Annotated in this window: 14 protein-coding genes; 5 read left to right on the forward strand and 9 right to left on the reverse strand. The window is 66.3% G+C overall.

What is annotated here, in order from left to right; all coding sequences use genetic code 11:
* Positions 1-47: 47 nt before the first annotated feature.
* Positions 48-1,910: a carbohydrate-binding protein gene (locus AC07O8_RS24570; RefSeq protein WP_495050550.1), complete on the reverse strand. Its 1,863-nt coding sequence runs from the start codon at positions 1,908-1,910 to the stop codon at positions 48-50.
* A gap of 502 nt (positions 1,911-2,412) precedes the next feature.
* Here AC07O8_RS24570 and AC07O8_RS24575 point away from each other — a divergent pair.
* On the forward strand, positions 2,413-4,620 hold the full coding sequence (locus AC07O8_RS24575) for a pectate lyase-like domain-containing protein (RefSeq protein WP_495050551.1): 2,208 nt from the start codon (positions 2,413-2,415) through the stop codon (positions 4,618-4,620).
* A 285-nt stretch (positions 4,621-4,905) separates the two neighbouring features.
* On the opposite strand, the gene AC07O8_RS24580 is transcribed toward AC07O8_RS24575, so the two are convergent.
* Positions 4,906-5,358 (reverse strand): MarR family winged helix-turn-helix transcriptional regulator, encoded by a 453-nt coding sequence (locus tag AC07O8_RS24580; protein WP_495050552.1) that lies wholly within the window; start codon positions 5,356-5,358, stop codon positions 4,906-4,908.
* Positions 5,359-5,435: 77 nt separating this feature from the next.
* On the opposite strand from AC07O8_RS24580, the gene AC07O8_RS24585 reads away from it, so the two are divergent.
* The gene (locus tag AC07O8_RS24585) at positions 5,436-7,034 is read left to right on the forward strand and encodes an FAD-dependent oxidoreductase (RefSeq protein ID WP_495050553.1); all 1,599 of its coding nucleotides are present in this window, start codon (positions 5,436-5,438) and stop codon (positions 7,032-7,034) included.
* A gap of 88 nt (positions 7,035-7,122) precedes the next feature.
* On the opposite strand, the gene AC07O8_RS24590 is transcribed toward AC07O8_RS24585, so the two are convergent.
* Complete coding sequence (locus AC07O8_RS24590) at positions 7,123-9,219, reverse strand: TonB-dependent siderophore receptor (RefSeq protein WP_495050554.1); 2,097 nt, start codon at positions 9,217-9,219, stop codon at positions 7,123-7,125.
* Positions 9,220-9,630: 411 nt separating this feature from the next.
* Here AC07O8_RS24590 and AC07O8_RS24595 point away from each other — a divergent pair, with 411 nt between their 5' ends.
* Positions 9,631-10,407, forward strand: coding sequence for an alpha/beta hydrolase family protein (locus AC07O8_RS24595; protein ID WP_495050555.1), 777 nt, complete (start codon positions 9,631-9,633; stop codon positions 10,405-10,407).
* A 280-nt stretch (positions 10,408-10,687) separates the two neighbouring features.
* Here the strand turns inward: AC07O8_RS24595 and AC07O8_RS24600 are convergent, their stop codons facing one another.
* The 4 genes from AC07O8_RS24600 to AC07O8_RS24615 all read right to left on the reverse strand — a co-directional run bounded on the left by AC07O8_RS24600 (position 10,688) and on the right by AC07O8_RS24615 (position 18,314).
* Positions 10,688-11,230, reverse strand: coding sequence for a hypothetical protein (locus tag AC07O8_RS24600; RefSeq protein WP_495050556.1), 543 nt, complete (start codon positions 11,228-11,230; stop codon positions 10,688-10,690).
* Between the two features lie 280 nt (positions 11,231-11,510).
* A complete protein-coding gene (locus AC07O8_RS24605) occupies positions 11,511-11,813 on the reverse strand; it encodes an RHS repeat-associated core domain-containing protein (RefSeq protein WP_495050557.1) in 303 nt (100 codons plus the stop codon).
* 34 nt (positions 11,814-11,847) lie between these two features.
* Complete coding sequence (locus AC07O8_RS24610) at positions 11,848-12,270, reverse strand: hypothetical protein (RefSeq protein WP_495050558.1); 423 nt, start codon at positions 12,268-12,270, stop codon at positions 11,848-11,850.
* A 5-nt stretch (positions 12,271-12,275) separates the two neighbouring features.
* Positions 12,276-18,314 carry an RHS repeat-associated core domain-containing protein gene (locus tag AC07O8_RS24615; RefSeq protein ID WP_495050559.1) on the reverse strand — a complete coding sequence of 2,013 codons (6,039 nt, stop codon included), beginning with the start codon at positions 18,312-18,314 and terminating at the stop codon, positions 12,276-12,278.
* Between the two features lie 393 nt (positions 18,315-18,707).
* On the opposite strand from AC07O8_RS24615, the gene AC07O8_RS24620 reads away from it, so the two are divergent.
* Entirely contained in the window at positions 18,708-19,406 is a 699-nt protein-coding gene (locus AC07O8_RS24620; RefSeq protein WP_495050560.1) for a helix-turn-helix transcriptional regulator, read from the forward strand.
* Between the two features lie 49 nt (positions 19,407-19,455).
* The gene (locus AC07O8_RS24625; RefSeq protein ID WP_495050561.1) at positions 19,456-19,827 is read left to right on the forward strand and encodes a VOC family protein; all 372 of its coding nucleotides are present in this window, start codon (positions 19,456-19,458) and stop codon (positions 19,825-19,827) included.
* A gap of 2 nt (positions 19,828-19,829) precedes the next feature.
* Here the strand turns inward: AC07O8_RS24625 and AC07O8_RS24630 are convergent, their stop codons facing one another.
* Together AC07O8_RS24630 and AC07O8_RS24635 are read right to left on the reverse strand one after the other, a co-directional pair.
* Positions 19,830-20,453, reverse strand: a complete 624-nt coding sequence (locus AC07O8_RS24630) for an eCIS core domain-containing protein (protein ID WP_495050562.1) — start codon at positions 20,451-20,453, stop codon at positions 19,830-19,832.
* 74 nt (positions 20,454-20,527) lie between these two features.
* Positions 20,528-23,308, reverse strand: coding sequence for a putative Ig domain-containing protein (locus tag AC07O8_RS24635; protein WP_495050563.1), 2,781 nt, complete (start codon positions 23,306-23,308; stop codon positions 20,528-20,530).
* Between the last annotated feature and the right edge of the window lie 5 nt (positions 23,309-23,313).

Genomic DNA, 23,313 nt, shown 5'->3' on the forward strand with positions numbered 1-23,313 from the left:
AGCGCCTTGATGACGTTGGCGTAGCGGTCGACGTCGCCGTCGGTCTCCTAGTCGACGTCCAGGCCGTCGAAGCCGAGCTCGGTCTGGATCTTCGCCAGCGCGTTGATCGTCGGTCCGTTGCCGGCCGCGCCTTCCGCGGCGAGCGTGCCCCAGTTGTTGTAGGTCGCGCCGCCGACGGCGAGGATGACCTTCTGGTTGCGCTGGTGCAGCACGTCGATCGCGGCCTTGATGTCACGCGGCGTCGCGTTGAAGTTGATGCCGGTGCCCGAGAAGGTGTTGGCCGACAGCCCTGCCCACGAGAAGGCCGGATCCGCGAAGGACACCATCACGTGGGTGTAAGTGGCCGGCGTGCGGGCGAACTTGCTGGCCTTGTAGACGTCGTTGGCGGACTTGCCGGTGGCGTCGAACCAGTTGTCGCTCCAGGTCGGGTAGTAGCCGACGTAGACGCGGCGCGTCTGCGTGGCCTTCAGTGCTTCGGGCAGCGTCAGCGCGCCGCCGGGCGAGGGCGCCGGCGCGGGGTTCGGCGATGGAGCGGGCGAGGGTGCGGGCGAGGGTGACGGGGCCGGAGAAGGCGAGGGGGCGGGGGACGGCGAAGGCGCGGGCGTCGGTGCGGGCGCAGGCGCCGGCGAGCCGCTGCAGCTCGCCGAGGTCGGCGTCCACAGGGACGGCGTGGCGGCCGGGTTCCAGCCGGTGCCGACCCACGCGGTGTGGGTCACCAGCGCCTTGTAGGTCTTGCCCTGGTAGCTGACCACCTGGCCGGCGGTGAAGGTCTTGCCTTCGGCCCAGGCCACGCAGGTGCCGGGGTTGGGCGCGGGAGCGGGCGACGGGCTCGGCGCGGGCCCCGGGCTCGGTGCAGGGGTGGGCGAGGGCGACGGCGCGGGAGCGGGCGGTTGCGGCGCCGGGGACGGCGCGGGCGAGCCGCTCTTCGCTGCGGCGAAGGCTTGCCAGTATTCGTAGTCGCGCGTGTTGGCGCGGCTGTATTCGCCGAGCGCGCCGTTGCCCACGCGATCGCGCTGCGCGGCCCAGTAGGACAGCAGGCCCACGCCCTTCTGCTTGGCGAAGTTGGCCACCGTCACCGCATCCGCCGGCGTGAAGGTCTCGGAGGCCACGTCGTTCTGGCCGATCATCGGCGTGATGCCGATCATGGCCCACAGCTGCGCGTCGGTCTTGGCCGGATACAGCGACTTCAGCTGCGCCACGGTCTGCGTCGCGGCGGAGATGGCCAGGTCGCCCATCTTCTTGCCGCCGCTGTAGTAGCTGCCGTAGTCCATCGTCATCAGGTTGACGATGCTGATCTTCACGCCCGACTGCGACGCGGCGCGCAGCAGCTCGACCGCTTCGCGCTGCAGGCCGCCGGTGTCGTTGGCGTTGACGTAGGGAACGACCGGCAGCGTGAACGAGGTATGGAGGTCCGGATAGATCGATTGCAGCTGCAGGATCGCGGCGTTGCGCACGCCGTTCAGACGCGTGTCGCCGAGCTGGCCGCCTTCGATGTCCCAGTCGATCGAGCGCGTGCCGTTGGCGTCGATCAGGCGGCGCAGCTGCGCGACCAGGTCGTTCACCGAGCAGGTCGATTCCAGGTAGGTGCCGTTGGCGCCGCCGAGGGACAGGATGACCCGGCCGCCGGACTTGATGTAGGCCTGGATGTCGGCCTGGAAGCTGGGGTTGCTGATCGTCGTTTCGAGACCGCCGCCGACCGTGCAGCCGCCGCCCGACACGCCGAAGGCGAGCGTCACCGCGTCGATGCCGGCCTTGGACTTGGCCTCGCCCAGCGTCTTGATGCCGTACGAGCCGCTGCCGAAGCCCCAGGTGAAGAAGTAGGGCGCGACGATCGTGCCTGCCTCGGCCTGCGATCCCGCGGCCAGCAGCGCGGCGGCCAGTGCCACCGCCTTGAGTTGTCCAGTACGCATTGCAATCACTCCTGATGTCCTCGCGCCGGGAGGAGCGCGGTTGTTGTTCTAGATAAAACCACCATGAAACCAGTGGCGGAATGTAGGAACAGCGTTCGTCCCGCGTTGTGACAATCAGTAGTCGGAGGCGGTGTCGGAATGTGTCGCTGGCTGCAAAACCTGGCGGGGTGTCAGCGTGTATGTCGGCCCTGTGGCTTGAATATGGGACGGGCCAACTTCAACGGCACATTCACGCCGACAAGCGGTGAAGATGCTTGATATGTAAGGGAGTGAAGGCGATCCGACGGACGGCAAATCCGACCCGGCAGGGCGTGAGGAATATTCCTACCTCTTTAGGGCGAAGAATTGACAGGTTTGAAAACAAATGTGCGGGGCGAAGTCTTCATTGCGGGGGGAATGGAGGTATTCCGACTGCGGATCTGAAACAGCCGGACACGGTCGGAGTATTCGATTGGTATTTCTTCTTCCTAGACTCGCGCCACTTTCAAGACGGAGATTCGACATGGCATGGCATCGAGGACGGGCGTGGCCGCTGCACGCGTTGCTGGCGGCGGGCTGGATCGCCGCGCTGACGCTGTCGGCGGATGCCGATGCCGCCACGCTGCGCGCGGTGGCCAACAACAACTTCGTCAGCGCGACGGCCACCGGCAGCTCCTACCTGACCGCGACCGCGGGCGCGGCCCAGAGCTGGGAGCAGTTCGACGTCGTCAACAACGCCAACGGCACGGTGTCGTTCCGGGCGCGGATCAGCGGGAACTTCGTCTCCGCCGACTTCGGCCTGGCCGCGCCCGACACGGGCCGCCTGATCGCCAACCGGCGCACGGCCGACGCGTGGGAGCAGTTCGTCGTGGTGCCCCAGTCCAACGGGACCGTGGCCTTGCGCTCGGTCGCCAACGGCCAGTACGTCTCGGCCGACCTCAACCTCGGCGGCGTGCTCGTCGCCAACCGCAACGCGGTGCAGGCCTGGGAGCAGTTCGTCATCGCCGACCAGCCGACGACGCCGCCCACGAATCCGCCCACCAATCCACCGACGAATCCACCGACCACCGGGACGCCGCCGGACTTCGGCGCCAGCGTGCACATCGTCAGCCCGACCACGCCCAACCTGCAGGGCGTGATCGACGGCATCTACAACGCGCAGCAGCCCAACCACTTCGGGCCGCGCCGCGACGCCATCCTGCTCACGCCGGGCACCTACAACAACCTGCGCATCCCGGTGGGCTTCTACACGCAGGTGCTGGGCCTGGGCAGCCATCCGGACCAGGTCCACGTCAACGGCGACCTGCGCGCCAACGCCTTCCTCGGCGGTGACAACGCCACGCAGAACTTCTGGCGCGGCGCGGAGAACTTCTCCGTCACGCCCAGCCTGGGGATCGGCAACAACACCATGCAGTGGGCGGTCTCGCAGGCCATCCCGTTCCGGCGCATGCACGTGCGCGGCAACATCAAGCTCAACCAGAACAGCGGCTGGTCCAGCGGCGGCTGGTTCTCCGACGTGCTGGTGGATGGGCAGGTGAACTCCGCCAGCCAGCAGCAATGGATCTCGCGCAACAGCCAGTGGGGCAGCTGGACGGGCTCCAACTGGAACATGGTCTTCGTCGGCGTGCCCAACGCGCCGGCGGGCAGCTTCCCGACCGCGGGCCAGCGCTACACCAAGGTCGCGCAGACGCCGGTGATCCGCGAGAAGCCCTTCCTCTTCATCGACACCGACGGCAGCTACGCCGTGCGCGTGCCCGCGCTGCGCCAGAACAGCAGCGGCATCTCCTGGAACAACGGCGGCGCGACGCCGGGCCGCACGATCCCGATCGGTCAGTTCCACATCGCCAAGCCAGGCGACACCGCCGCCGCGATCAACACGCAGCTGGCGGCCGGCAAGCATGTGCTGTTCACACCTGGCACCTATGTGCTGACGCAGCCGCTGCGGGTCAACAACCCCGACACAGTGGTGCTGGGCATCGGTTTCCCGACGCTGCGCTCCGACAACGGCCAGCCGCTGATGCAGACGGCGGACGTGGACGGGCTGACGATCGCCGGCCTGTTCTTCGATGCGGGTGCGATGGAGTCGGGCGTGCTGCTCGAGGTCGGCCCGAACGGCGCCGCCGCCAATCACGCGGCCAATCCGACGGTGCTGCACGACCTGTTCTTCCGCATCGGCGGCGCGGCCGCGGGCAAGGTCCGGATCGCGCTGAGCGTGAACGCGAACCACACCATCGTGGACCACACCTGGCTCTGGCGCGCCGACCACGGCGCCGGCGTGGGCTGGACGCAGAACCCTTCGGAGAACGGTCTCTGGGTCAACGGCAACGACGTGACCGTGTACGGCCTGTTCGTCGAGCATTTCCAGAAGTACCAGGTGGTCTGGAACGGCAACGGCGGCCGGGTCTACTTCTATCAATCGGAGATCCCGTACGACCCGCCGAGCCAGGCCGGCTGGAACAGCCCGACGGGCCGGGGCTGGGCCTCGTACAAGGTGGCGGACAACGTCACCAGCCATGAGGCCTGGGGCCTGGGTGTCTACAGCGTGTTCACCAACGGCGGCATCCTGCTGGACCGCGCGATCGAGGCACCGGTCAACGGCAACGTGCGCTTCCACAACATGATCTCGGTCTGCCTGGGCGGCAACGGTGGCATCGTGCACGTGATCAACAACACCGGCGCGCAGACCGGCTGCAACGCGTCGTTCACGCCGACGGTGACGAACTTCCCCTGAATTTCCCTGGAGAGCCGCCTGGGCCTTGCTTGCTCCCTCTCCCGCTTGTGGGAGAGCAACCGTGTCAAGCATTCTTTGACTGCCACGTCCGCTGGCCCTCACCCCCACCCTCTCCCGCAAGCGGGAGAGGGGGTCCGAGTAGCTCCACTCGCGACGCCTGCTCCTCTTTCTCCCTCTCCCGCTTGCGGGAGAGGGCGGGGGTGAGGGCCAGCGGCCTCGGCAGTCAACGATCGCCGACAGACGCCCGCAGGACGCAAGACCTGCGGGCGTCGTGCCTTCCGGGTTTCAGCGCGACTCGGTCGCGCCTTCCAGCGCGTCGACGAACTTCGTCATCAGACGCACGAGGTCGTCGAGCTCTTCCTTGCTCCACTCGCCGAAGATCTCCCGGCCCATGCGCTGGCGCGCAGCGTCGATCCGATCCGTCATCGCCTGACCCTCGGCGGTGACGACGGCCTCGCGCACGCGGCTGTCCTGCGCGCTCTTCTGGCGGCTGACCAGGTTCAGGCTTTCCAGCTTCGCCACCTGGCGGCTCACCGTCGTGTAGTCGCGACCCACGCGCTCGGCCAGGTCGACCACCCCGATCGGCCCGAGGCGCTCGATGCCCACGAGCAGCGGGAACAGCGCCCGGTCCAGCGGCACGCCCGCTTCCTCGATCAGGCGCTCGTCGTTGCGCGGGCGGTTCATCACGCTCGCGATGCGGATCAGCGCGCCATGCAAGGCCTTCAATTGGGTCGACATATGTGCATCTTGCACATTTTTTCGAGCCGGCATACCATCCCTCCTGTTATGTGCAAAATACACCCAATTGGAGCCGCATGAACGATTCCTTTCCCCACGCCGCCGTTCCTGGCGCCGCTCCCGGCCCTCTGCCGGGAACGACCCAGGTCCTCATCGTCGGCGCCGGCGCGGCGGGCTTGACGCTCGCCATCGACCTCGCGCGTCGGGGTGTCGATTTTCAACTGATCGAGCAGGCGTCCCAGCCTTTCCACGGCTCGCGCGGGAAAGGCATCCAGCCGCGCACGCAGGAAGTGCTGGAAGACCTCGGCCTGCTGGAACGGCTGGTGGCGGCCGGCGGGCCGTATCCGCCGCAGCGCCACCATGCGGCGGACGGCAGCTTCATCGACAAGGACGCGGTCCAGACCTCGCCGCCAACCCCGGCGGAACCGCACCAGATGGCGCTCATGGTGCCGCAGTTCTTGACCGAGGCCGCGATGCGCGAGCGGCTGGCGGAGCTCGGCCATGCGCCGCGCCATGGCTGCGCGCTGGTGGACTTCGAGCAGGACGAGTCGGGCGTCACCGCGCGCGTGGCCGTCCAGACCGGGGCGACCCCGGGCGAGGGATCCAGCCACCAGGAGCGGGTCCGCGCGCAGTACCTCGTCGGCGCGGACGGCGGGCGCAGCGACGTGCGCAAGCAGCTGGACATCGACTTTCCCGGCAAGACGCTGGGCGTTCGGGCGGTGGTGGCGGACGTGCGCTTGACCGGGCTGCCGCGCGACGCGTGGCATCAGTTCAACGACGGCTCGATGGAACGGCAGCTCGCGCTCTGCCCGCTGGCGGGGACGGCGCTGTTCCAGCTGCAGGCGCCGGTGCCGCTGGAAGGCGAGATCGACCTCGGCGTCGACGGTCTCAACGCGATGGTGAGGGACCGCGCGGGTCGCGAGGACATCCGCATCGAGGCGGCGTCCTGGGCGTCCGCGTACACCATGAACGCCCGCCTGGCGGAGCGTTATCGGGTCGGGCGGGTGTTCCTCGTCGGCGACGCGGCGCACATCCATCCGCCGACCGGCGGGCAGGGCCTCAACACCAGCGTGCAGGACGCCTACAACCTGGGCTGGAAGCTGGGCGCCGTGCTGCGCGGCGCGCCGGATGCGCTGCTGGACACCTACGAGGAAGAACGCCGGCCGGTGGCCGCCGGCATGCTGAAGCTGTCGACCCGGCTGCTCGACGCGGCCAAGCGCGGCGACAACCGTCGCGGGCGCGAGGTGCACCAGCTCGACATCGGGTATCCGGAGTCCTCGCTCGCGCTGGAGGCGCCGGTGCGTGAGCGCGGCCCGCTGGCCGGCGACCGCGCGCCCGATGCGCGCCTGCGCGGCGCGGCGGGGCAGGGGACGCGGCTGTTCGAGCTGTTCGAGGGACCGCACTGGACGCTGCTGGCTTGGGGCGTTTCGCGGGCCTCGTTGAACGCGCGCGGCGAAGTCGTCGCGCGGGCCGGGCTCCGCCTCCACGCGATCGGCGACGCGGGCGATGGCGGGGACTACCTGGACGAGCACGGCGACTTCCGCGAGGCCTACGCGCCGCAGGCGGGCGACTGGATCCTGGTGCGGCCGGACGGCTACATCGCCGCGATCGTCGGGGCGGCGAATGCCGAGGAACTCGAACGATTCATGGGTGCCTGCGGTCTGCCGCAGCCCTGAGTCGGGCAACGCGCCGGGCTGCGCGGCAGACAAAAAAAGACCCGGGCGTCTGCCCGGGTCTTGCACTTGCGGGAGCTTGAGGGGCCGATCAGAGCTGGTAATCCAGCGACACGCCGAAGTTGCGCGGCGCGCCGTAGATGGCGCCGTAGGCCAGGCCGCCGACGTACTTCTTGTCGAACAGGTTGTTGACGTTGGCGCGCAGGGTCGCGGCCTTGGACAGCTCGTAGGACGCGAAGGCGTTCACCTTCACGTACGCGCCTTGCTTGGCGCTGCCGATCTTGCTGACCTCCGACTGCCAGCGGCCGCCGAGGCCGACGCGCAGCGCCGGCAGCGCCGCGATGCGGGTGGCGACACGGAGGTTGAAGGTGTCGCGCGGCACCCATTCGTAGGTGTCCTTGCCGTCCGGCCCCGTCAGGATCAGGCGCGTGTAGCCCACGGTGACCTTGGTGTCCTTGCCGATGCGGCCGGTGGCCTCCAGCTCGAAGCCCTTGGACTTCACATCCTGGCCGACATACCAGCTCTGCCCGTTCAGCGGACCCGGGTCGGTGATCGTGCCGGCGTAGGTGGCCAGGTTCTCCTGCTTGGCGGAGAACACCGCGGCCGTGGTCAGCAGCGCCTTGTCCAGCCATTCGGCCTTCACGCCGAGCTCGGCGTTCACGCCCTTCATCGGCGCGAGGTACTCGCCCTTGATGTCGGTCTGGTCCTGGTTCTGGAAGATGTCCGAGTAGGACACGTAGCCCGTCATGTCCGGCGTGATGTCGTAGGTCAGGCCGACGTAGGGGCTGGTCTTCTTCGTGTCCGGATAGAGCGTGTTGGTGGCCGCGTTGCCGTAGATCGACGCGCCGCTGCGTTCCAGGCGGACCGCGTTGACGCCCAGCACCGCATGCAGCTTGTCCGTCAGGCCCAGGCGCGTGGCCGCGTACAGGCGGGTCAGGGTCTGCTCGCCGCGCGTGCTCGGCTGGCGCGGGCCCCAGTCCGGCTGCGTGTAGACGCCGTCGCCGTAGGGGAAGGCCGGCAGCGGATCCAGCATGTGGTTCAGCACGTCGTAGCTGTCGGTCGCCGTCTTCTGGCGCGACTGGCTCGCGCCCACCAGCAGCGTGTGGGTCTGGCCGAACAGCTCGAACTTGCCGTTCAGGTTGGCGTCCAGGACGTTGTTGTCGGAGCTGCCCAGGCTGCGGTAGGGCCAGCCCACCAGGCCGGTGTCGTCGGGATTGAGCACGCCGGTGTTGGAGTAGGCGTAGAGCAGGCGCGTCGCCTCGTTGCCGTGGCGGTAGTTGTAGGTGACCTTGGCTTCCCAGTCCTTGCCCAGCTGGTGGGTGTATTCGGCGAAGGCGTTGTAGGATTTGGTGTTCCAGTAGGTCCACTTCTGCGAGGTCGACGAGCCCACCGGGAAGTCCGCCTGCGAGCCGTCCGAGCGCAGCAGCGTCAGCGAGCCCCACATCGGCGAGTCCTGCTTGGCGTCCACCGCGGTGATGCCGACGGTCAGCACGCCGTTCGTGCCGATCTGGCCGTCCACGACGCCGTAGACCGAGGTGCGCTTGTCCTTGAGGTCGCGCAGGTAGGAGTCCTTGTCCTCATGCGCCACGACGAAGCGGCCGGCCCATGCGCCGTCGTCGGTCAGGACCTTGTTGTAGTCCAGCGTCGCGCGCTTGAGGCCGTCGGAGCCCAGCATCACGCCGACGGTGCCGCTGTCCTCGTTCTTGGGGCGCTTGCGGATGTAGTTGATCGTGCCCGACGAATTGCCCACGCCGGTCAGCAGGCCGTTGGCGCCGCGGATCAGCTCGATGCGCTCGAACAGGAAGGTGTCCTCGCGGCCGACGACGGTTCCCCAGGAGTTCGTCATCCCCAGGCCGTCGACCTGCGTCAGCTGGATCTCGAAGCCGCGGGCGTTGAAGGTGGCGCGGTTGGTCTCGTACTGCTCGACGTTGATGCCGGTGGCCAGCCCCAGCGCCTCGTTGCTGCCGGTCAGGCCGAAGTCGGCCATGTCTTCCTGGTCGATCGAGCTGATCGTCTGCGGCGTGTCCTTCACGTCCATCGGCAGGCCGGTCGCGCCCTTGGAGACGCGGTTCGCGCGCTTGCCGGTCACGACGATCTTGCCGAGGGTGGCGTCCTGGGCGTGAGCCAGATCGCCGATCGCCAGGGACGCCGCCAGGGCGCACGCGGTCAACAGGAATTGCTGCTTCATCGAGTAGTCCGGAAAAGGTGGAGGTGACTTTGGCCGGCACTCTAACGCTGTTGAGAGTGATTCGCATTAAATGAAATGACAAAAACGAGTCAGCGAGTGCCAGGCGTGGTAGCGATACCACGGTGAGGGGAAGGCGGGGGGCCGGACGAGGGGGCTGGGACGTCCGATGAGGCGTCAGCGCGTTGGCGTCGGCCGTCGACATCGCCTGGAGGCCTGCCTGCGGTGTGTCGCGCAAGACCTGGCACCGCGAGGCCGGCGAGGCGCGCATGAAGGCGTTCGCGGCCTACCGCTCCGCGTGGCAGTTCGCCGCGCCGGGCGAGGAATTCGCCCGCATGGTCGCGCGCCACAAGCAGGCCTTCGCGCAGGCGGTCGACGAGCAGCGCCTGCCGGCCACGTTCTTCCAGGTGCCCTATGCAGGCAAGGCGCTGCCGGGTCTTCCTGCAGAACGAGGACGCGGACGCCCCCGTGGTGCTGGTGATCGGCGGCGCCGACACCTGTTTCGAGGACCTGTACCTTTCGCTGGGTCGCAACCTGCTGATGCGTGGCTACTCAGTCGCGATGGCCGATCTGCCGGGGCAGGGCATCACGATGAAGGACGGGCTCTACTGGGAGGCCGAGGCGGAGAAGCCCATCGCGGCCGTGACTGACCTGCTCGTCGAGCGCTTTGGCGCGAAGTCGGGTCGGATGGCGCTGATCGGTCTGAGCCTCGGCGGCTACTTCGTGGCGCGCGCTGCGGGAGCGCCCGGGCTGTCTGAACACTTCGCGACGGTGATCGCAAGCACGCCATTCCCGAGTCCGGCGGAGCTCTTCGCGCTGTCCGCGCAGACGGCGGTGGAGGCCAATTCCAAAGCCGCGCCGACGCCGGCGGCGACGCGCTCGCGCCTGGTGTCGCTGTGGAAGGCAGGGGCGAAGACGCCGGAGGAATTCGTGCCGAAGACCGCGAGCATGGTGGTCGATCCGACGCGGGTGACGCTGCCCTTTCTGTCGATCCTTGGCGCTGGCGATTCGCAGGTCTTCGCGCGGCAGGCGCAGGCGTGGCACGAGCAGATCCGCTCGACGAGGAAGTCGTTCGTGCTGCTCGATGCGGCGTCAGGCGCCGACGGTCACGTGCAAGTGAACAACCGGCTGCGCCTGTGCCAGGAGTGCGTCGGATGGATGGATCAGATCTTCGATCGGAGCCAGGCATGAACGCGCGGTGGCAGGTCTTGCTGAGCAGCAAGTGGGCGAAGTGGGTGATCGGCGCGGGCGTGCTGGTCAAGGTCGGGTTGCTGGCAGCGGCGGCGATGGGATGGTGACGACTGGGCTGACCACGGCGCGGTCACGCCGGCGAGAACTTGCTCATGCTTTCAGCCTCTTTGAATCCATGTACATCAGGTACGGGAGGATGAAAGCGCGAGTTGCGTGTGGACTCTCATCGCTTTGCTTTCGGTTCCTGTTCGCCGGAGCCGGCATGCGCAGCATGACGCTGCTACTCCGCGTCTGCGGAATCAACGGGTCCACGCGCAGCGATCACCCCATTCAAGGACCGTAGGTAACGCGTCGCCAATTCAATTTTCGTGATCTGCTGAATCTTGATAGTCTGGGTTTTTAATACCCAATTGCCATACTGGGATAGATTGGTGAACCCAATCCTGTCTGACAACACGCGGCGCACCCTCCCCACGTACGCGATTTCGGGATCCGCAATTTCCAGATGAAGAGCGACTAGGGATTGGTTCCGCGACATTGACTGCATCAATGCGGCATAGGTTCCTTGACCGTCGAGTGCCGCCATATCTAGGTCGGCATTTCCCCAGATAGACGCTGCCGCCACGTAGAAATCGCGGTGTTCGAAGTCGTCTTCGATTTGAAGGATGTCCGCTTTGGGTAGAAAGCAAAAGCCGTCAGGGTCGAGTGAGTCGGAGATCTCGGACACGATAACCACGTCTTGACCTTCCCAGACGAGCATGCCGATTACGCTGTCGAGCGGCGCTCTTCGCTGGACCTGCACGATTTTCGGAATTTGCGACATCAGTCCTTAATCCTGTCATCTTTCTTTTCTCCACCCTTATCGCGCAGACGACGCTCATCTCCTTTTCGGTGCTTGTCTTTTGTGCTCTTGTGAGCGTTCTTCGTGTGTCCACTTGCAGGTTCCTCCTTTTCTTCCTTCTGAGATTGGGCTCTCCGGGATTCCAATACGACGACCGCACTCTGCGCAACAAGCATGGAGCTCGACGACAGGGTCCTGAAAAACAGCGCCAATGGCCTCAGCCCCAGCGAGTAATCGATATCGAGGCTGAGACGTCGCCCTATCACCTCTGAAGGGGCAGTGGAGCCGGCACTGGGACCGGTATGGGCATTGGGACCGGAATCGGAACTGGAATCGGAACCGGCAAAGGCAGTGGAAGAGGCGCCGGCGTCGGGAATGGCGACGGCGACGGCGGGCGGTCATCCTGAAATCCTTTTGGTTCCTCGCCGTCCGGATCCACGAATGTGTAGGGACTGTTGTTTACGTACGCGTAACGACTGAAGTCCTCTCCAGAGTTGGCGTCGATGGCCATTGGATCGATGCTGACGAATCTACCAGCCATCGGATCGTAATACCGCTGCTGCATGTAGAGCAGCGATATTGTGATACGAGTCTTTTACCTACTTCTCAAGCCGAACCAGCGGAACTGGCGTTGAGTCCAGCTTGCCAAAGATATAACTACCGCCCTGCAAGGCGACACATGGCGTCTGGAAACCGGCAAGGATGTGCTCGGGCATCGCCCCTTGAGTAGTAACAAATTCGCCTGCAACGGGGAAGTCGAATTTTGAAGCAAGACTTCCGGCGATGTATGGCTCAATGGGGAAGCGATTCTCGTGGTCCTTGCAATCGACAACCACAATAGAAAAGTAGATTTCGCGATCCTTGATTCTTTTCGCGTCACTCGCTGGCAAGACGACTTCGACAATTTCCGTTTTGTCCGCACCTTTCTTAACGTGCACACTGACCAGATTTGGCCGGATCACACAACCAGCGAGTAAAACTATTGCTATCCCGACCAGCGAATGCTTGACCAGTTGGCTCATATTAGTCATTGGGCGTCCTTCGGCTTCTTATAGGAGTCGTCAATCTTCTGTTGAGAACCACTTTTCGACATCATTGTCGAGAAATTGCCATGACTCGTGGTCACCTTTTGTGAAGAGTCGGCACCCGATGTAGCTGTCGTGCCGAGAAACGTCCTACCCACGCTGGCAACTGTGTCTGAAGAATTGCGGTTCGATGGAGCAGCGGTCACATCTGCCCATGTTCCAACGTTGGCTGGCTTATTGCCATTACCTGCACTGCCTACCGGGTCAATAGTTACCAAGTTGGTTACCTGGGCTCCAGTACTATTGGCTTGATTTACCGCCTCTCTCCCGCCAAGGCTATGGCCAATTACATTTAATGGCTCCCCCTCTTTGAGCGGGGCATTGATTGCCGCAGTAATCTCCTTTTTCTCCGAGTAGCTGAAGTATTGGACATCACGGCCCGGATTGAGCTTCTGCTGACCTGCGGCGTAATCTTGGACAATTCTTGTGTTGTCTTTATCAGCTGCTCCCCCGATGTAAATGTCTCGCCTTCCATCCGGATCAATCTTGGAGTAAGGGTTGTTCTCGACGTAGGTGTATAACCCGAAGCCCTTGCCCGTGTTTGCGTCGGTGACGACGGGATCAACCGAGAGGAACCTCCCCGCAATCGGATCGTAATACCGCTGCTGCATGTACACGAGATCCGTATCCGCGTCGTTCACGTGGCCGGTGAAGCCGATGACGCTGGTAGCGGGGCTCGGCTTGGTGCCTTGAGCCGTGAAGCCATAAGGCTCGTAGCGCGTGCGGTTGAGCATCGACCACTGCGACTGGTTCGTCGTATGCGCGATCGGGCTACCCAGTGCGTCGGTGTGGGCGAATTGGGTGACGCCATTGGTCGTCTCGGCGATCTGCTTCTTGCCGAGGTAGATGTAGTCCGTCGTCGACGTCGTCGTTCCGCCCACGCAGGTCGTGCCTGACAACGTGCCGCCGCTGCACCCATAGACCGGCGTGGCCGCTGACTGAGTCGTGTGTGTGCAGGTCGCGCCGCTGAGCGCGTCGCCGCCGTTGCAGGCATATCCTGAAGGCGACGCCGCATACGTCGATCCGCTCACGCTCGTGCAGGTCTGCCCGCTCAGTGAGTCGCCGGGATTGCACACGTAGATCGGCGTCGCACCATAGGTGCTGGTCGTCGTGTGCGAGCAAGTGCTGCCGCTCAGGCCATCGCCCGCATTGCAGAAGTAGCTCGACACCCAAGCGCCATAGGTGCTCGTCGTGAGGCAGCTCGACCCTGACAGCGAGCCCGCAGGGCAGGTATAGCTGCCGATCGTTGCGGCCTGGCTGGTCGAGCCCGTGCACTGCGTGCCGTTGAGCGTTGTGCCCCCAGGGCAGGAGTAGGTGACGAGCGCCCGGAACACACAGGAAACCAGCTTGTTGGTCTTGCGTTGGTAGGTCTCGTATTGAAGTCCGAACCCGCCATAGTTCTGCATGCATATGTCGGCAGGATCCTCATCGCCAAACTGCTCGGCCGCAGCATCGCCTCGACAGGCGTAGAAGCCGGTAAAGATAGCCGGCGCTCCCATGCCATTGCAGTTCGGATTCTCTGATGCCCCCGTGGAGGTGGACGTCGTGCAGGTCGTTCCGCTGAGCGACCAACCTGACGGACAGGTATAGACCGGCGTCGCCGCGGAGGAGGAGGTATGCGAGCACGTCGCGCCGCTCAGCGAATCGCCTGCGTTGCAGGCATAGACCGGTGTCGCGCCATAGGTGTTGACGGTCGAATGGCTGCACGTCGAGCCGCTCAGGCTGTCGCCCGAATTGCAGACGTACGAGCCGATCGAGGCGCCGTAGGTCGAGGTCGTCGTGTGCGTACACGTCGTGCCGCTCAGCGAGTCGCCCGGGTTGCATTGGTAGCCCGTGACTGTCGCGTTGTAGACGCTGGTACTGATACACAGCGAGCCCGACACTGTTCCTGCGCTGCAGGTATAGCCGGTGACCGTGGCCGGCACGTCAGGCGCGGTCTGCGTCCGATCGCCCCACAGCATCTGGCCAGCCTGTGTGTACATCTGCATGCGCTTCGTGCCATCCGTCGAGGTGATGAACACGCGGCGCCCGTGGCCGTCGTAGACGTAGGTGCCGCCCAGGCTCGACTTCCACATGCGGTTGCCGATGTCGAACCAATAGTTCTGGCCACCTTTGGTGGTGATATTGCCCTGGGGGTCGTAGGCATAGTTTGTCAGCGCGCCGTTTGTCATCACGCTGTCGAGCCGGTTGCGCGCGTCGTAGCTCATCGTGCTCGAGCGGCTGCCGACGACTGCGGTGCGGATGTTGTCGAGCGCGTCATACGTGTAGGTCGCCGTGCCCCACACATTGGGCGCCGTCGCGGTCCACAGACGATCGAGATCGTCGTACGTCATCGCCCGCGTAGTCACGTTCTCCTGCTGGTCGGCGATCGCCGAGACGTTGCCGTTCTCGTCATAGGCGTACAGGTCGTTGGTCACACCGACGTCCTGGTTGCGCTCGGGCAAGCCGCGGATGTTCTGCGTCTGCGTGTGCACGATGCCGTTGGCCAGCGTGTAGCCCGCCACCGCGCCGTTGGGGTGATAGCTGACGCCGCTGGCATACCCGCCGACCTGGGTGGCTTCGCCCAGCGCATTGGGGTTGTATGAAACGGAAGGGCCGCCTGCCGGATAGGTCACGCCTGACAAATGACCGTTCGCGTTGTAGCTCCAGGTCGCGGTCGCCGTCTTGCCGCCGTAGGTCAGCGTCTCCGTTGTCGGCAAGCGCAGCGTGTTGTAGTCGTAGGACCAGGCCGTGCCGTCGCTCGTGTTGATCGTCTTGAGCTTGCCGTCGGCCCAGTACGTGCGTGCGATGTTGGTGCTGCCGTCGCCATAGGTCGTGTCCTTCAGCCGGTTGAGTTCGTCGTAGGAGTGCCAGATCTTCTTCGCGCCAGGAACGTAGCCCCAGCCGCAGGACGCATCGGGGAGATCCATGCCGGGCGCGCGCCAAGCCACGTTGCCCGCGTCGTCGTAGTCCAGGACGGTCGATCCGACCTCCGGCTCGTTCGTCCGGCACAGCCGCTCGCGCACGTCGTACACGTACCCGCGGGTGACCGACTGACCGTTGCCCGAGCGCGTGATGCTCGTCGGTTTGCCGAAGACGTCGCGCGATATCGACACGACCATGCCGGCTGGCAAACCAGCACCCGCGGGCACGGAGATGCTGGCAAGTTGCGCCTGGTCCGGGTTGTCGAGGACCCAGAAGCCCTGCGTGCTCTGCTTCCCGCGCGCATTGGTGTTGCGCATCTGGAAGCCGGAGAGGTATTCCGTGGAGGAGTTCAGCACGCCGAGTTCGCTGTCTGCCTCCGTGCGGAAGGGACGGCCAAGCGCGTCGTAGAAGGTCCTCTTTCCGGGCGGCGTATCGGTGAATGCGCTGATGAAGCGCTTCGGATAGCTCTCGTACGTGATCTTGCTGTCCGAGTCGTAGCGCTTGACGCTGTCCCGCAGCGTGGTGCCGGGCGCGCCCTCGTCGTAGACACGAGTGAACACCGGCCGCCAGAGCGCGTCGAGGTAGGTCGCGGTGGTCGAGTTGCCGGTCGTCTCGATGACGCGCCAATGTCCGATGTCCAGACCGAACTCGCCCTGCGCCGGCTGAACGTACGAGATCGTCGTCGGGGTCCAGCCCGCGGGCGGCGTGATGCTCGTCAGGCGGCCGATCGCGTCGTAGCCGTACGACGTCGCGATGCCCATTTCGTCGGTGACGCTGGTAATTCGACCAATGTCATTGACCACCGCACTGTGGCTGGCCCCTGTGGGCAGATCAACGCGTTGCGGAATGCCCCGTTTGAACGTCCCGAAGGTCGTCGTGTAGTTTCGACCGTCCTTGCGAGTCTGCAATGTGCCATCAGCGCGGTAGGTGTAGCTGTGTTGAAGCTGGCCGAACTTCGACGTGCTGGTCAGGGTCGCGGACGCTGGGTCGTAGACATTGCTGACCGAGATCTTTCCGTCCGTCGTGACGGTCGCGAGCTGGCTCAGCACCCACTTCGTCAGTTGGTCGCTGTAGGTCGAGATCTCGGTGCGGCTGTAGCCCAGGCTGCTGGAGCGCGTCACGCTGGTCGGTCGCGCCTTGCCGTCGAAGCTGTTGACGAGGTAGGTGAAGGTCGTGCCTTGCTGCGTCGTGACGCGCCGGTCCACGGGCACATGCCGCGTGGTTGTGCCGCCGTCGCCGGCGTCCTGCTCGCTGACGCCCACGGGATTCGGGAACGCATTGCTGTAGCGCGTCTCGACCGTCCGCAGCGCGGAACTGCCGTTCCAGCCGGACTCGACTTTCAACGGCTGGCCCTCATTGACCTGGAACGTGTTGCCGAAGGTGTGGCGCGTGACGTCTCCTTCCGGATCGGTGACCAGCACGGTGGCCGGATAGCCGGTGCAGACCGCGCAGGACAACCATCCGGGATAGAACGTGTCATAGCTGTACAGCCACGTCATCGTCGGCAGACCCGGTCCCCAGATCTCCTTCTTCGTCAACGCGAAGACCGTGCTCATGCGCGACTTCAGCGCCTTGCCGACCGAGTTCGGTATGCCGTCGCCGATGCAGTTGTCCGGCACCCCGTTGCGGCCATGCTCCGTCGGCGTCAGCCAGAACCGACCCTTGGCACCCGAGGGATGGACCATCTCGCCATACGCGCCCGGGTTCGTCAATCCATTGATCGCGCCGGCATCGCATTCGCCCGCCACGTTCTCCTGCTGCTCCGGCGCCTCGATCTCGATGTCCACGATGCCGTTGAAACTCAGCTGGATTCCGAAGGGCAAGTGCATCCCCGAGAAGTCCCAGGCGGATCCGTCCGGCTGGACGACGCTCATCAGGCTGGTCCAGACATACGCCGGATTGGGAATGACAACTGGCGCGTAGTTGTAGGTCCAGGTGCGCGTTCCGTCGGTCACGGTCTTGATGCGATGGGAGCCTGCTTCGTACGTGAACGAGAGTGAACGCCCGTCGCTGCTCTGGATGCTGAGCACCTTCGCCTTGTCGGTCGTGTCGTAGGTGTAGCTGACGGTGTTTCCGAAGCGGTCGGTGATCAGCGTCGGGAAGATCTGCACTTCCTGACGCGCAATGCTCAAGTGCGCGCCCGCGGCGTTGGACACCTTGGTCAGCGGGGTCTGATCGCGAGTGACCAGCCAGTCGAAGCGATAGCGGGTGCCGTCCGGCGAGATCGCCAGGAAGCCTTCGCCCTGATCCTGCGTGGGCGTCGACGCCGTGGTGCTGGCCAGCGATGCGAGGCAACGGATCGACCAGAGCCCCGTCGTGACCAACGGTGTCGGCGCACCGTCGTCAGGGACGTTGGTGTTGACCGCGGGATCGCGCAGCAGCACTTCCTGCTGCCCGCCGCCAGGAACATTGAGGAAGTTGCCTTGCCAGTACTCGCGTGCGCGGTAATACACGCCGTTGGCCGTCTTGGCCGTGTCCGGCGGCGCGCCGAAGTTGGAACAGCGCTGATTGGTCGTCGATCCCGGTGCGGTCTGGCGCACCCAGCCGACGTTCTTGTTGAAGATCCCGCTCATGCGCGGGATGTCGAGCTCCCATTCGCTGAACAGTCCCTGACCCAGGTTGCCGCGGCTGCCCGTCGTCAGCTTGCGTGTGACCGCGACCGGCAGGGCGCTGTTGCCTTCGAGGCTCACGTCCGTCTGTACGAACTCCAACGTGCCGCGATACAGGTTGACCCGGTCGCCGAAGAGATCGTTGCCGAGGGCGGTCAGCGCCTTGGGCGCGCGGATCAGCTTGCCGTTCTGGAAGTAATCGGCGGGATCGACGGCGGTCGGTTCACCGCCGCCCGGATCGGTCATGGTGCGTGCAGTGCCGGGACTTGCCTTCGCGACCTTGGCGGGTTTGCCGCGCGTGGCCTTGAAGTGGGCCATGGCCTCTGCCATCGTCGCGCCCGACTGGGCTTGCGCACCCAGCGCGACGGCCGACAAAGCGATCAGGCCGACGCGCGCAGTCCATCGCGAGCTGCTGGCGACCAGACGGCCAAAGATGGCCGAAGCCGAATCGTGCGTGTCGTTCTTCAAGGCTGACCCTCCCGAGCACCGTCGGGTGGATGACCTTCAAGACACGCGCTGACGCACCCGGCTGCGCATTCGGCGGCCGGTCGGCATGTCCTGAGCTTCCTCCCTGCTGGAACTCACACCATTGGTTGTCTTTTCGCCGGGGTGCCGCGCTGCCGCGCTGTTCGATTCCGGCCGCGCCGATGCTAGGCGAGGGCCCCGCACATGCAGGATCGGGGAAACCCTTCGCCCCGATGGGGGCAGGACTTGCCTGGGGGCAGGCGTTGCCAGAGGCGGGCGCGACGACCCATTCCTGGTGCCCACTTCCGTGCAGATCTGGAGGATGGGGCAGGACGATCTCGTCTGCGAAAGCACCTATCCTCCCGCCGATCTCCCGCCTTCCTCTAAAGGATTGTCTTGTCCCGCTCCGCCCGTCTGCTCGACCTGATCCAGACCTTGCGCCGCCATCGCCGGCCCGTCACCGGGGAGACCTTGGCGACCGCCTTGGACATCAGCCTGCGCACCCTCTACCGCGACATCGCGACGCTGCAGTCGCAGGGCGCGCGCATCGACGGCGCGCCGGGCCTGGGCTACGTGCTGCGCGAGGGTTTCGTGCTGCCGCCGCTGATGTTCTCCATCGACGAGGTCGAGGCGCTGGTGCTCGGCTCGCGCTGGGTGGCCAGTCGCGACGATGCGCGGCTGTCCGCCGCGGCGCGCGACGCGCTGGCGAAGATCGCGGCCGTGCTGCCGCCGGCCCTGCGCCATGACATGGACAGCACGACGCTGCTGGTGAGCCCGTCGGATCCTCCGCGCGCCGACCGCGACGTGCTGGCGCTGATGCGGCGGGCGATCCGCCTCGAGCACAAGCTGCGCATCGGCTACCGCGACCTCAAGGGCAAGGACAGCGAGCGCACGGTCTGGCCCTTCGCGCTGGGCTTCTTCGAACGGGTCCAGGTGCTGGTGGCCTGGTGCGAGCTGCGCGAGGAGATCCGCAGCTTCCGCACCGACCGCGTGAGCGCCCCCGTCCTGATCGAGGAGCGCTATCCCCAGCGCAAGGCCGCCTTGCTGAAGGCCTGGCGCGAACGCGAGGGCATCGCTGCCACTGACGGAAATTGACAGACCGGGTTCCTAGCATCCGCTGCATCAACCCAGCCAGGAGCCTGTCATGAGCCACCCCAACTTCATCCTTCTGTACGTCGCCAGCCCGGCCGAGAGCAGCGCGTTCTACACACGTCTGCTCGACAAGCCGCCCGTCGAGAATTCGCCCACGTTCGCGATGTTCGCGCTCGATTCCGGGGTGATGCTGGGCCTGTGGGCCTCGGCGGGCGTCGAACCTGCCGCCACCCCGGCGGGCGGCAGCGAACTGGCCTTCGCGGTGCAGGACGCGGCCGCCGTCGACGCGCGCTTCGAAGCCTGGAAGACCTCCGGCCTGCCCATGCTGCAGACGCCGACGACGATGGATTTCGGCTACACCTTCACGGCGACCGATCCCGATGGGCACCGCCTGCGCGTGTTCTCGCCAGCGGCGCGCGCTTGAGCTTACGCGTCGCGCCCGATGCTCAGCGCCTTGTCCCCCATCCGGTCCGCTTCCGACTCGAGCCCGACGTCGTCGTTGATGTCCACCCCCTGCATCTGCATCGTCGGCTGCACGCGCCCCTCGCGCTGCTGCACCACGTGCCAGGCCTCATGCGGGAGGTGCTGCTCCTGCCCCGGTCCGAGGTGGATGTCGTTCCCCTGCGCGTAGGCGAGCGCATTCAGCTGCGCCGGTTGCGACGAGTTCCGATGCACGCGCACGTCCGACAGGTCGGAGCCGGACAGCGATTCCAGTCCGGACTTCAACCCGTCCGGCATGCCCGTGCGGTTCTCCTGCCGCTGCACCGGCGCGGCCTTGGCCTGCGCGGTGCCGAGCTCCTCCTCGTCGAGCTCGCCGGTGGCCCGTTGCGCGACCTTCGCCTGCGCGGTGCCCAGGTCTTCCTCCTCCAGCCCGGTCTCGCGCTGCGCGACCGGCCCGAAGGCCGCATCGATGCGCCGTCGCTGCGCCAGTTGCCGCGGCGATCCGTCCAGCATCGCGGAGAGCTCGCCGCCCTCCTGCTCGCGCCGCTGCAGCGGCGAGGCCGCCGGCGCATGGTCGAACGCGCCGCTGTCGTGGGTCGAATCCTTCATCACTCGCTCCTGTCGTGATCGGTCGGCGCGGACCCGTCCGCGCGGTCGGGGGCTTCAATGGGCGTCATGGAGGATCAGGGCGCTTCCACCCTGGGCTTGAAGGTGACGATCAGCCCGCCCACGATCAGCACCCCGATGATCACCACCAGCAGGGTGTTGCCCGTCCTCAGCTGATTCAGCGACGGATCGCAGGAGAAGATCGCGCTGGCCACCGCCAGCGTCACCAGCGCCCCCGCCCACAGCACCATCAGGATCACGCGGCCCATGCGTCGCACCCGGCAGTTCCAGCCGTAGAGCAGCAAGGTGGTGCCGACGATCACCAGCAGCGCCTCCAGCGCCAGCCGCAGCGGCATGCGCATCGGGCACACGATCTGGCAGAAGCGCGTGTCCTGGTCCAGGAAGGACCAGAAGCGGTCGTGGAGCTTCACCAGCACGCTCTGGCCGGCGCCCACGTCCGACACCGGCACCGGCCAGAACGCGACCCCGCCGAAGGACCAGCCGATGTAGACCAGGTCGCGGTCCAGCGCGTCGAGCGCCGACGGTGGCAGGTCCGCCTTCTTGCCACCCGGATACACCAGCACCGGCATCATGCTGCCCAGCACCGCCATGCGGTCGGGCCCGGTGAGCTCGTCGTTGAAGTCGGTGCGGTTGCGCAGCTGCATCTTGTTCACGTCGGACGCCAGCCCCAGCGGCGTCAGGAAACGCACCGTGATGTCGGTCTTGCCGGCGTAGTCCGGCGTCGACTTGTACGAGGCCGCCGCCGCGCCGCGTTCCTTGTGGTCGCCCGCGTCGCCCGTGCCCCGCTGGCGCTCCGCCGTCTTCATGATCGTGAGCAGGTTGCGGAACCGGAACGCCGTGCCCGACTCGCCCATCAGGTGCTGCGGGATCACCAGGTTGAGGTGGAAGGCGCGCGACGGCCGCTTCTGCATCACCGTCAGCAGGCGCTGGAGGTAGTCGAGGTAGAAGCGCTCGAACTCCGGCGCCGCGGCCTCGCGGTCGGTGACCTCGAAGAAGACGGTGAGGCCGTCGTAGACGAAGGCCGCCTCGCGCCAGCCCGGCGGCAGCAGCGTCTCCAGATCGCCCTGCAGATCGGAGTGGCGCAGGTCGAGCATCTCGCCGACCTGGGCCTCGGTGGCCTTGAACATGCGCTCGCGGGCCTCGCCCTCCAGGCGCATCAGCACGTGGAAATCGCGCCGGTACAGCACCAGGTCGAGGCCGACGCCGTACTGGTCCACGCGCCGCGCGAAGCCGCCGCCGGGGCTCTCGTACCCCGTCGGCAGCAGGAACTCGCCGTTGTTGCGCAGGATGGCGCCCATGTACTGCAGCCGCGTGAACTTGTCGAAGCGCACCGGGATCGGCGCGTCGCCGTCGCCGTGCATCCAGTAGGGGAGGAAGGCGAAGACGTCGTTCTCGATGTCGGGCAGGCTGCAGCCGCAGCCATCCGGCGCGAGCTTCAGCACCTTGGCCTGCGAGACGGGATGCTCGACGCCGGCGGCGTCGGTGATCTCCTCGCGCAGCGTCGCGGGCATCAGCATGTCGAGGAAGGTGTTGACCGGCAGGCTACCCGGCGGCGGCTTCGCCGAGCCCGGGCTGGCTGAAGGCGTCGGCGTCGGCGCGGCCGTCCGTTCCTGGAGCGGTGCGCGGTCGCGTTCGGCGAGGTCCTCGATGCGCGGGCAGCGCTCGATCGCGGCCTTGTTCTGCTCCAGGGCCAGCTCGTTGACGTGCCGCAGGAAGTAGACGCACTGACGCGCCCGCAGCGAGTCCTGGAACACCGCCCGCGTCGGATGCTCCACGTCCTTCAAGGGCATCAGCATCTCGCGCAACTGGTCGAGCGTCGGACCCATTACCGGCGGCTTCACCGCGAGCGCCTTCGGGCCTGGCGCCGTGCCCTCGGCCGCACCTTCGGCCGCGGGTTCGCCCGCGGCGGCCGCGGTCATCAGCGACTCGCCCGCCGAGGCCTCCGCGTTCTTGAAGATCGCCTCGAGCTTTTCCTGCGTGAGCACGTAGGTCATCGGCGGCGGCGGATCGTCCGGCACGGTGAAGCTGGTCTGGTCTTCGGTGATCGTCTTCAACGTGTCCGGCTTGCGGGCCCTGGCGGGAGACGGCGCCGATGCGGGCACGGCCGGCGTGGCCGCCACGGGCTTGGGATCGATGACGCGGATCTCGTACATGGCCTGCTCGAGGTTCCGGGTCCGCGACGCGTCGGTCGCGGTCAGCAGGAAGCGGAAGTTGCCGACCTTTGTCGGCGTGCCGGCCAGCGCGCCGTCCTCCTCGACGAACATGCCCGGCGGCAGCTCGCCGTCGATGGCGATGCGATACGGCGGCTTGCCGCCGCGCACCAGATCGCGTGCCTTGTAGGAACGATTCAGTCGAGCCGACGGCAACGGGATCGTCTGGTAGACCAGCCACATCGAATCGCGACCAGCCGCCGAGGCGGCGCTCGAGGCCGGCGGGACGGACGGCGTCGGCGCGGGCAGGGCGCTCGACGCGATCGGCTGTTCAGGGCGAGGAGGCAGCGGGTGCGGCGTCGCCACGTAGATCGTCGCGTCGGAGGCGGCTGAAGCTGCCGCGGCTTCGAGGGGCACCGACGCCTTCGCTGAAGGCGCCGCGGCCGGCGCGGAGGCAGGCAATCTCGCCGGCGCCTGCGCGCCCGCGTGCAGCACCAGCAGCGCCGCTGCGAGCAGCGTGCCGCCGACGAACCAGCGCACGCGCGCGCAGTGGCGGCAGGGCGGCGAGGCGCGCGGCCCGTTGGCCGGAGTGCCAGGCTGCGGATCGTCGGCATCGTCGACGTCATCGGCCCATTCGTCGACGGACCACCGCCGACGCAGCGATTGGAGGAAGGCGCGAGTTCCCATGGCGG

This window comes from Roseateles sp. GW821-FHT09G09 (assembly GCF_059415965.1).